The organism is Arthrobacter sp. H41, assembly GCF_000520535.1.
GTDB lineage: Bacteria > Actinomycetota > Actinomycetes > Actinomycetales > Micrococcaceae > Arthrobacter_D.
Genome location: NZ_AZRZ01000448.1, coordinates 1 through 8,902, shown reverse-complemented (window position 1 = coordinate 8,902; position 8,902 = coordinate 1). Strand labels below are relative to the sequence as shown.

The 8,902-nt window shown below is 61.3% G+C and carries 10 protein-coding genes and 1 pseudogene; 1 reads left to right on the top strand and 10 read right to left on the bottom strand.

Annotation, left to right across the window (positions count from 1 at the left end; all coding sequences use genetic code 11):
* Positions 1-399 precede the first annotated feature (399 nt).
* The 3 genes and pseudogenes from Y705_RS0101130 to Y705_RS20840 form a co-directional block, all read right to left on the bottom strand.
* Entirely contained in the window at positions 400-1,599 is a 1,200-nt protein-coding gene (locus Y705_RS0101130) for an IS110 family RNA-guided transposase (protein ID WP_026531540.1), read from the bottom strand.
* Positions 1,600-1,855: 256 nt separating this feature from the next.
* Positions 1,856-2,116, bottom strand: a complete 261-nt coding sequence (locus Y705_RS23515) for a GNAT family N-acetyltransferase (RefSeq protein ID WP_444826146.1) — start codon at positions 2,114-2,116, stop codon at positions 1,856-1,858.
* A 16-nt stretch (positions 2,117-2,132) separates the two neighbouring features.
* A pseudogene (locus Y705_RS20840) lies at positions 2,133-2,342 on the bottom strand (VOC family protein); the annotation flags it as partial.
* Between the two features lie 740 nt (positions 2,343-3,082).
* Here Y705_RS20840 and Y705_RS0101125 point away from each other — a divergent pair.
* Entirely contained in the window at positions 3,083-3,601 is a 519-nt protein-coding gene (locus tag Y705_RS0101125; protein ID WP_026531539.1) for a GNAT family N-acetyltransferase, read from the top strand.
* A 78-nt stretch (positions 3,602-3,679) separates the two neighbouring features.
* Here the strand turns inward: Y705_RS0101125 and Y705_RS0101120 are convergent, their stop codons facing one another.
* The 7 genes from Y705_RS0101120 to Y705_RS0101090 all read right to left on the bottom strand — a co-directional run bounded on the left by Y705_RS0101120 (position 3,680) and on the right by Y705_RS0101090 (position 8,723).
* Positions 3,680-4,177, bottom strand: a complete 498-nt coding sequence (locus Y705_RS0101120) for a DinB family protein (protein WP_026531538.1) — start codon at positions 4,175-4,177, stop codon at positions 3,680-3,682.
* A gap of 124 nt (positions 4,178-4,301) precedes the next feature.
* On the bottom strand, positions 4,302-4,799 hold the full coding sequence (locus Y705_RS16375; RefSeq protein WP_155849838.1) for a tetratricopeptide repeat protein: 498 nt from the start codon (positions 4,797-4,799) through the stop codon (positions 4,302-4,304).
* Between the two features lie 93 nt (positions 4,800-4,892).
* A complete protein-coding gene (locus tag Y705_RS0101110; protein WP_155849837.1) occupies positions 4,893-5,351 on the bottom strand; it encodes a hypothetical protein in 459 nt (152 codons plus the stop codon).
* A 214-nt stretch (positions 5,352-5,565) separates the two neighbouring features.
* A complete protein-coding gene (locus Y705_RS22860; RefSeq protein WP_275450786.1) occupies positions 5,566-5,730 on the bottom strand; it encodes a DUF1905 domain-containing protein in 165 nt (54 codons plus the stop codon).
* Between the two features lie 23 nt (positions 5,731-5,753).
* A complete protein-coding gene (locus Y705_RS0101100) occupies positions 5,754-6,392 on the bottom strand; it encodes a LysE family translocator (RefSeq protein ID WP_026531536.1) in 639 nt (212 codons plus the stop codon).
* A gap of 199 nt (positions 6,393-6,591) precedes the next feature.
* The gene (locus Y705_RS0101095; RefSeq protein WP_026531535.1) at positions 6,592-7,371 is read right to left on the bottom strand and encodes a carbon-nitrogen hydrolase family protein; all 780 of its coding nucleotides are present in this window, start codon (positions 7,369-7,371) and stop codon (positions 6,592-6,594) included.
* Between the two features lie 8 nt (positions 7,372-7,379).
* Positions 7,380-8,723, bottom strand: a complete 1,344-nt coding sequence (locus Y705_RS0101090; RefSeq protein ID WP_026531534.1) for an APC family permease — start codon at positions 8,721-8,723, stop codon at positions 7,380-7,382.
* Positions 8,724-8,902 lie beyond the last annotated feature (179 nt).

The following is an 8,902-nucleotide window of genomic DNA, read 5'->3' as shown; positions in this document are numbered from 1 at the left end:
CGGAACCTCCGATAAACCTTGGTCATGCCAACGGATATGACGGTGCTGGCATGTCCTGCGGCTCCAAGGCTCGGCATCCACGTTACGGCCGATCTCGACGGCAGTTTCCCGTCCTTACCCGGCCCCTATTAGCGATATCCCTGGCGCCTATCGAATCCCGGTGACAGCACCCCCCGGATCATCGATAACAGGGGGAGTAAATCATGCCGCGACCGACAGGCCAGCAACCCCAAGTCTTACTCAATTCGAGGCTACTAAAAAGGTAACGTGCCCCTATCTGGTTCGTCAAGTCATTGGCTGGTTTTTTTGAAGATTCTTTGGACCGGGCCGTGGGCACGCTGATGTGGTCCGGTTCATCTGGGTTGAACCGGACGGCTTTCGAGGTCATTGGTGACGGATTTAGGCTGTTGATGTCTCCGGGGCCTGGTAGATGGTCCCGTCGCGCAGCATCGCGAACAGGACATTGCAGCGGCGTCTGGCGAGGGCGATAACGGCCTGGTTGTGTTTCTTGCCTTCGCTGCGCTTTCGGTCGTAATAGGCGCGGGAGGCAGGGTCTTTCAGGGCCGCGAATGCCGAGAGGAACAGGGTCCGTTTCAGGATTTTGTTGCCCTTGCGTGAGGAATGATCCCCGCGGATGGAGGTGCCCGATCTCCAAGTGACTGGGGCAAGCCCAGCGTAGGATCCCAGATGGCCGGCAGTCTTGAATTCCTTGCCGGTGACCTCGGTGAGGATCCGGGCTTCTGTCCTGACACCGACCGCCGGTAGAGACGTCAGGAGGGCGTGAAGAGGGTGGGCCTCCACGATGGCTTCGACCTGTTCCAGGACTTCGGCGCGGGCCGCGCGGGTCTGTGTCAGCATCCGCGCCAGCTGCGGCAGGACAATGCCGGCGGCGCCGGTGCCTGAGACCACCACGGTCTGCTCTTCCAGGGCCGCGAATACCTCGGCTGCCCAGCGTTTACCGGCTCGTGGGGCGTGCTTGCGCAGCAGGGTTTCCACCCGCGCGTGGCCGGCCTTGCGCAACGCTGCCGGGGTTGGGTATTTGGCCAGCAGCTCAGACATCGCCTGATGGTCCAGATGCGTGCCGATGACCCGTTCCAGCGCCGGATGGATTTGGGTGAGCAGGCCACGGATCCGGTTGGAGGTGGCGGTGGCCTGTTTGGCCAGATCATCATCGAACCCGCACAGCATCGTAAGCTCGGCGACCTGCTCATCGGCGACTTCCACCGACCGCAGGGTGTGGGCCATGGTTCGGGCGGCCTCGGCGATGATGTAGGCGTCGCGGGCATCGGTTTTTGCCTCGCCGGGATGCAGGTCAGCGATGCGCCGCATTGCCAGCCCGGGAAGATATCCGACCGGGATGCCTGCGGCCTGGGCCACCGCGACCGGCAGGGCACCGATGGTCGCCGGCTGGTCCACCACGAAAAGCACACGCCCGTACCTGGTCAAAGAGCGGATAATCTCCTTGAGTTTGGCTTCATCCTGCGGCAGGGCCTTATCCAGAAGCTTCTTCCCTGCCCGGTTCAGGGCGACGGCGTGATGGTCGCTCTTGCCGACGTCGACACCGATGAAAACGTCGATGAGTTCATGTTCTTTGATCAACGCGGAACCTCCGATAAACCTTGGTCATGCCAACGGATATGACGGTGCTGGCATGTCCTGCGGCTCCAAGGCTCGGCATCCACGTTACGGCCGATCTCGACGGCAGTTTCCCGTCCTTACCCGGCCCCTATTAGCGATATCCCTGGCGCCTATCGAATCCCGGTGACAGCACCCCCCGGATCATCGATAACAGGGGGAGTAAATCATGCCGCGACCGACAGGCCAGCAACCCCAAGTCTTACTCAATTCGAGGCTACTAAAAAGGTAACGGGCGGAAGCTGAGAGTCTCGTGCAACCGGATCGATGCGGTGTTGTGCTCGTTGGCGAAGTAGTAGGCGCGGTCGGAGTGGGACCATATCCACATAAGACGGGCCTGCGTGAGTGCCGATGCAAAGCCACGACAGCGGCGGGATGGCTTGACCATTACCCCTCCGACGTAGTGGCCGGCTGAGGCTTCTCCGCTGATCCTACCGCTGAGCGAAGCCCCGTCCTGTTCACGTACCCCACTCGTTCGCAAGACGATCGACTCACGATCAGCCCTTGTTTAGTTCCTCGGCAAGCATCACAAGGATGCCGCTAGGCCCGCGGACATAGGTGAGCTTGTTGACGTCCCCGTATGTTGCCACGCCACGCAGTGGGTGGCAGCCGTGCTTTGCCGCGATCTTGAGTGCATCGTCGATGTCGTCGACCGAGAAGGCAACGCGGTGTATGCCGACTTCGTTGGGCCGGGTGGGTTTTGTCTCGGCAGACGTGGTACACCGACGGGCATCCGCAGACCTGGTTCATGGACGGTGATAGCTGTGTGCTCGGCTGCATTCGCGGCGACACCGGTTGTTGACCATCAAGCGCCAGGATTGCCCTTGGCGACCGGGAAGATGCATGGCTCAGTTCTCGCACCGGCCACCGGTCGTGGGACCTCGTTAACCTGGGGCCTTTCCGATTCGACCGACATGCCTACGAGCACGCGCTCCGCCATCCCATCGTTGTAACAACCGCCTGAATCCGTCGATCTCTCAGTGGGGGCTTTCTCGGGCGGGTCCAAAGCGGCAGGGACCGATCCTTTTGGGAAGGAAGTGGGACGGTCCTCCACAAGTTCGGGCGGAGCTCGATGAGCTGCTGGCCGAAGAACTTCGCTCCTAGCTGTTGGTTACGGGTTTTGTCGGGGTCTGGTTGCGAAATTGACTGCAACTACTGCAACTACTGCAACTACTGCGACGGTCATTAGTACAAGGATGTAGAACACCGCGAAGGGCCACCACTTCCGCCGCTTGGGAAGGTTGGAGCGGTAGACCCCAGTGATTATCGAGGAGAATGTCGCACACGTGAGAAAGCCCCGAATAGGACCGAGGCGATCATGAGCTCACCCTCGTAGCAGCCCGAGCCGTGGCCCGTCTCCGGGGTGCAGACCAACTCCTGTAATCAACGTGCCGCCCGGTGGGGAGTCTGAACCGGGCGTCTCCTCACGGCATGACACCCTTATGTCGTGCCCCAACGTCTACGCCTCGTCCACCTTCATGACGCCGCAGAGCTAGCTGATTTGCAAGCACGCAACCGTGCTTTTTTGGCGCCGGGGGACCCGATTCGGGATGATGTCTACTTCACCGTATCCGGGCAACGCGCAGAGGTAGAGGCAGCGCTCGCGCGGCACGAGCGCGGGAAAGCGCTTCCACTGGTCATCCTCGATGTCGACGGGGTAATCGCAGGTCGGCTGACCCTGAGCGGCATCGTTCGTGGGCCTTTCCAATCGTGCAGCGTCGGATACTGGCTCGCGGAGGATCAAACCCGAAAGGGGCTCGCGACGGAGGCTGTGCAGGCAGCAATTTCACTTGCGTTCTCCGACCTCGCCCTCCACCGCGTGCAAGCCGAGACCCTGCTAGCCAATGTTGCCTCCCAACGAGTCCTCGCTAAGGCCGGCTTCGAGCAGTACGGGCTTGCACCAAGCTACTTGAAAATCGCCGGCGCCTGGCAGGACCATCTGATGTTTCAAAAGCTGAGCAGCTAGCCCGGCCCGAAATGTATCCTGCTCGATGAAAAATGGTCGGACGCGCACTGGTTCTGCGAGGGGAGAAGTAACCTACTCCTACCCGGTGTTCCTGCGGGCGAGGATCTGTTCTCTCAAGATATCAGCGTGACCACAATGTTGGGCGAGCTCGCGGAGGGCATGAAGATAAATCCACCGCATCGGCAGCGGCCCTCGATGATTGCCGTTCACCACGTCGTCGATTCCGAGGCTTGCTGCCGAGTCCCGCGAGGCGGCGCAGACCTGACGGTAGACAGTCCGGACGGCGTCGATAGTGTCACTCGGTTCGATCTCGAATGACTCGTCCGGCCCAGCAGGACACCCAATTTCATGGCGAGAGCGGCACGTGATTGCTTCGTTGAACCACACCAACTCGACGAATGTGGCGTGCTTGACGAGTCCCAGCAAGGTCGTTTCGGACGATACCAGTCGGCGACGAGCTTCTTCCTCCGTCATACCGTCCAGGCAGTCGTGGATGGCTCGACGGTGGTCGTCGAGGAACGAGTCAAACTGCTGGCGCAGCGGCGCCGGGAAACTCGCTCGATCATGGCTTGGCATTACGATCACTCACCAGACCCTACCGGGCGATCGTTCGGGGCCGTCCTGTATTCGGCATGCCCGGTCACATTCCTGGATGCTTTACCGGTCGTTGCGTAAGACCATCCTGCATCATGCGGCGCCCTCAGGGTTTCGTGACGTTGCTGGGCAGTTCTGCTGCATAGTCGGTGAGGGACCGCTTGTAGCCGTCGAGGGTGGGGATGAGGGCCAGAAGGGCTGTCTTCAAGGCGTCCCCGTGTCGGCCTTCGTCGTGAAGCGCCAAGGCGAGGAAAGCTTGGCGTGCCCCTTCGTCGATGCCGGCGTCGGGCATAGATTCGAGGATCGTTACGGCTTCGGACGAGTTGCCTACGTTCCGTAGTGTGCTCGCGAGTTGAATGGAGGCCCGTAGGGCGCTCGTGCCGGTGAGTCCTGCCTCAATGGCTCGCCTGTAGAGCGGGATCGCTTCATTCTCGAGCCCCAGAGCATCGTGTACCCCACCCAGCTCGAACAGAGCCTCTGGGTCGCCCTCGGTCCGTTCCGAAAGGAGAGAACGCATCTTTGTAATAGAGCCCTGCGGATTGGCGTCGTCAAACTCCTGCTCATAAAAGCGGTCAATCCTTTGTTGCCACGCTATGTCTGTCATTTCGTTAGCTTGCCACGGCAGATCAGTTGGAGGCGGATCGCGGCCGACCTGTCCGATAGTGGGATCCCTCAGCGGGCGTTCTCTCGGGCGGATTCAACGCGGCAGGAAAGTGATTCTCACAATGCTTCGCGGTACCTGACTCTGCCGTAGAGGTTTGGTGAAATGGATAGCGGCCAATGCGGCGGCGGGGAGGAACAAGACCCATCCGAGCGCTGGTATCGGCGCGTGGAAGGGTGGAACGCCCGTGAGCAGGCTAACTGCGGTCAACGGGCCCAGTACAGCACCGAGGGCGGCGGCAGGAATTTGTAGTCCGGGCTTTCTGGCTCCAACCAGGCTGTGCATTCCGAGGGCCGGTGCGGCTGCCGACGCGGCGACCGGCAGGCCGGTCAGGAAAGCCATTCCGGCGTGCCCGAACACGGTCGCCAGGTGCGGAAACTCCGATGTGAAGGAGCCCATGATGTGCAGGACGAGGCTGGTCGCGATGCCGACCATGCCCCCGAACATGACCATTCTGAAAAAGGCGCTGGCCAGCGGCGTTGATCGTTCCCCCATATGGGGAGCTTAGCGTCCAGGCCCGCCTTGCAACAGCGTCTGTCCCCGATCTCCTGTTCCCGCCAAAAGGCGTATCCGTCTCATGGGCCGATGGCCAAGTGCAACGGCGGATCCCGCATGGTTTTGCGTCCGGTGCAGGCGGCGAAAGCCGCCGACGAAGGGATCCGCNAGGGATCCGCCGGTCGGCTTGCGGCACATCCTATCAGTGCAGGGGTCAGTTCAGCCGCTCCGAGAGGTGGACTTCGACGTTGTCGCCGTCGTTCTTGTCGATAGCCGTTCGGATCGGAGCAGCTACCGGGAGCTTATGGGTTCCGTCCACCAAAGCCATGAACGCTCCGGTGAACGGGTGGCCGTCGATAGTGCCTGCGACCTTGACCAGACCCCGGGTTAGCCGCGGCGCTCTCAGCGGGCGTCGAGGGCGAGGGTGGTGCCGAAGCCGACCAGTGCCACACCGGTGATCCGATCAGTCGCCCTGGTGATACGTGGGGTACGCAGCCATTGGCGGGCGATGTGGGTGCCAAAGATGATGAGGGTGAACCAGATCAGGCCCAGCAGGTTGTGCACGCCAGCCAGGGCGACGCCCATCCAAAGGGGTGGTGCGCCGTCGGGGATGAACTGGGGAATGACGGCGATGTAGAACACGCCGACCTTCGGGTTCAGGAGATTGGTAGCCGCGCCCTTCATCCAGGACCGGGTGAGGGATGAACCTGCCGGCAGCCCCGCGTTCTCAATAGCGGATGCCTTGCTCCGCTGGAAGGTCGCCCACAACAACGATGCTCCCAACCACACCATGTAGGTGGCGCCAGCGATCTTCAGGACGGTGAACGCTGTCGTCGAAGCGGCGAGAAGTGCTGATGCGCCGACAGCAGCGGCGATACCCCACACCATCGCGCCGGTGTTGACGCCCAAGGCCACGGCGTAGGCCTGTCCGCGGCCGAGAGTAATCGCTGATCGCAGCACGAGAGCGGTATCGAGTCCCGGCACGATGGTCAACAGACCGGCAATAAGAGCGAAAGACAGTAGGGCATCAGCAACGGTCATAGCACACACCATAGATGCCCGAGCGCGACGAGCTGTAAACGTGCTACCAGCCAGTGACAACGGAGCAAATCGGCCCGGGATGTTGCTGCGTCGTGTACGCCCGGGACGACAGTGAAGGGCGTTCGTAAGCGGATCCTCCACCGCTCTACTACTTCCCGGGCTGGCCGCCATAAGAAGTCCTCCATAAAACTTTGAAAGCTCAGATTCGACGTTGTTGTGCGAGCGGGAACCTTTGCCGTGTTTCGGTGATGCGTTTTAGGGGCAGGTCGATGGTGCGCACTTCGGGGCTGGTGCCGCACTGTTCGAAGATGGCTCCCATCGGGTCGGCTATGAGACTGCGGCCAATTGATATTGGTTCTGCCTGTGAGACTGCGACCACGAAGATGCCATGGTCGAGGGCGCGTGCTTGGGCGAGGGTGTTCCATTGGTCGGGTTTCGCGGCTCCTGGTACCCACGATGACGGGGCGAGCAGGACGTGTGTTCCGGCATCAGCAAGAGACCGTGCCAGTTCCGGGAATCGGAGGTCGTAGCAGGTGAGGATTCCGAACACGATGCCGTCGACTGTGAAGGTTACTGGTCTCAGGTCGACGGCGGGTTTGATGTGCCGGGACTCCTGAAAGCTCTGGCTGTCGAACAGATGAATCTTCCGGTAAACCGCGAGACGCTCTTTGTCCTCGCCGACGACGATGATGGTGTTGAACGCCCGGTGGGGTTCGTCCGAGGTTTCAACGATTCCCGCCACCAGTACCAGCTGGTGTCGCCGGGCGATTTCTGCCAGCCGCGCCGACGCGGGGCCATCGAGTGGCTCCGCGGCTGCGACGAAACTGCTGTCCACGCGAGGCTTTTCGTACGTGGAGTACTCGGGGAACACAATCATCCGGGCACCGGCGTGTGCGGCCTGAGAGGCCATGTCCTCCATGAGCAGAATATTTCTTTCAGTGTCCGGCCCTGAATCCAGCTGTCCAATCGCAATACGCATGGTTCCTCTTATACCGTTGCTTTCTCGTTGTCCGCCATTTCTGGTGGCGCACTGCGGAACCCGCGGGTGATCACACCTAGGACCACTACGCCGAGGGTCAGCCAGATGAGGCCGAGGGTGATCGCGGTGGAGTCGAGTTGGGTCAGCAGGAACGCGTCGACGGATGCGCCGATGGCCGGGACCACGAGGTAGGAGACCGGGTTGAGCCGCGTGCCGGTTTTCCATTGCCGCAGGTAGTGGGCGATGACGGCGACGTTGACGAGCGTGAAGGCGGTGAAGGCACCGAAGTTGATGAAGGACGTTGAGGTGGCAACGTCAAGGAACACCGCGACCATTCCTACTGCGCCGGTGATGACAAGGTTGAATACGGGAGTGCGAAACTTCGCGTTAAGGTAGCCGAAGATCCTGCGCGGCAGGACGGCGTCGCGTCCCATGGCGTAGAGCAGCCGTGAGGCGCTGGCCTGGGCGGCGAGTCCGGAGGCGAACTGTGCGACGACCAGTCCCGCGAGGAAGATCGCGGCGAAGAGTTGACCACCGATCTGCAGGGCAATATCCGATGCCAGTGAAGCGGAATCCTCAAAGGTTCCGCCCGGCCGAATGAGCTGCGTGACATAGGAAACGGAGACAAAGATTGCGCCGCCGATGAGCGCGATCAGCATGATGGCCCGGGGCATGGTCTTTTTGGGATCGATGGTTTCCTCGGTGAGGGTGGTGACGGCATCGAACCCAAGGAAGGAATACGCGGCGATCGCGGCGCCGGCAGCAATCGTCCCCATATTGGAGGTGTCGTTGAAGAAGGGTTCTGAGCTCACGAGGGCACCGGTTCCGGCAGTGCTGACAAGCTTTCCGACCGTCAGGGCGACGAAAATGATAATGACCAGCAGTTGGAACGCCATCAGCATGTAGTTGACTTTTTCAGCCACTTTGATCCCGACAACGTTCAAGACGGTGGTAATCAGCACGAACCCGAGAATCCAGAGGCCGATTGGCACGCTGGGGAACTGGGCGTTGAGGTAGGACCCGCCGATCAGCCAGATCACCATCGGCAGGAACAGGTAGTCCAGCAGGATGGCCCAACCGACGAGGAATCCGACGCGCGGCTCGATGGAGCGCCGGACGTATGTGTATGCGGATCCGGCCACCGGGTACGCAACAGCCATCCGGCCATAGCTGTGTGCGGTGAAGAGCATCGCGATGAGCGCCAGGAGGTAGGCGGCCGGCGAAGCGCCGCCTGTGGCCTCGGCGATGACGCCGAAGATTGCCAGGACAATCAGCGGGGTGAGGTAGGCCAGGCCGAAGAGGACGAGCGAGGGGAGCTTAAGCGTTCTGGTGAGGTTCGGTGTCTGCAACATGGGTTGTTCCTGACTGGGAATGAACCTGGGGGAGCCAGGTAGAGGGATTGATGCGGCCCGCGTAAACGGGCAGTTCGATGGGAGTTTCATGGCTGCGGAACTGTGCCCACATGCGGTTCAACCCGGCCGTGCCGTGTGTTCGGACATGCTCAACCCGGGCAAGGTCCAGTTGAGCGGGA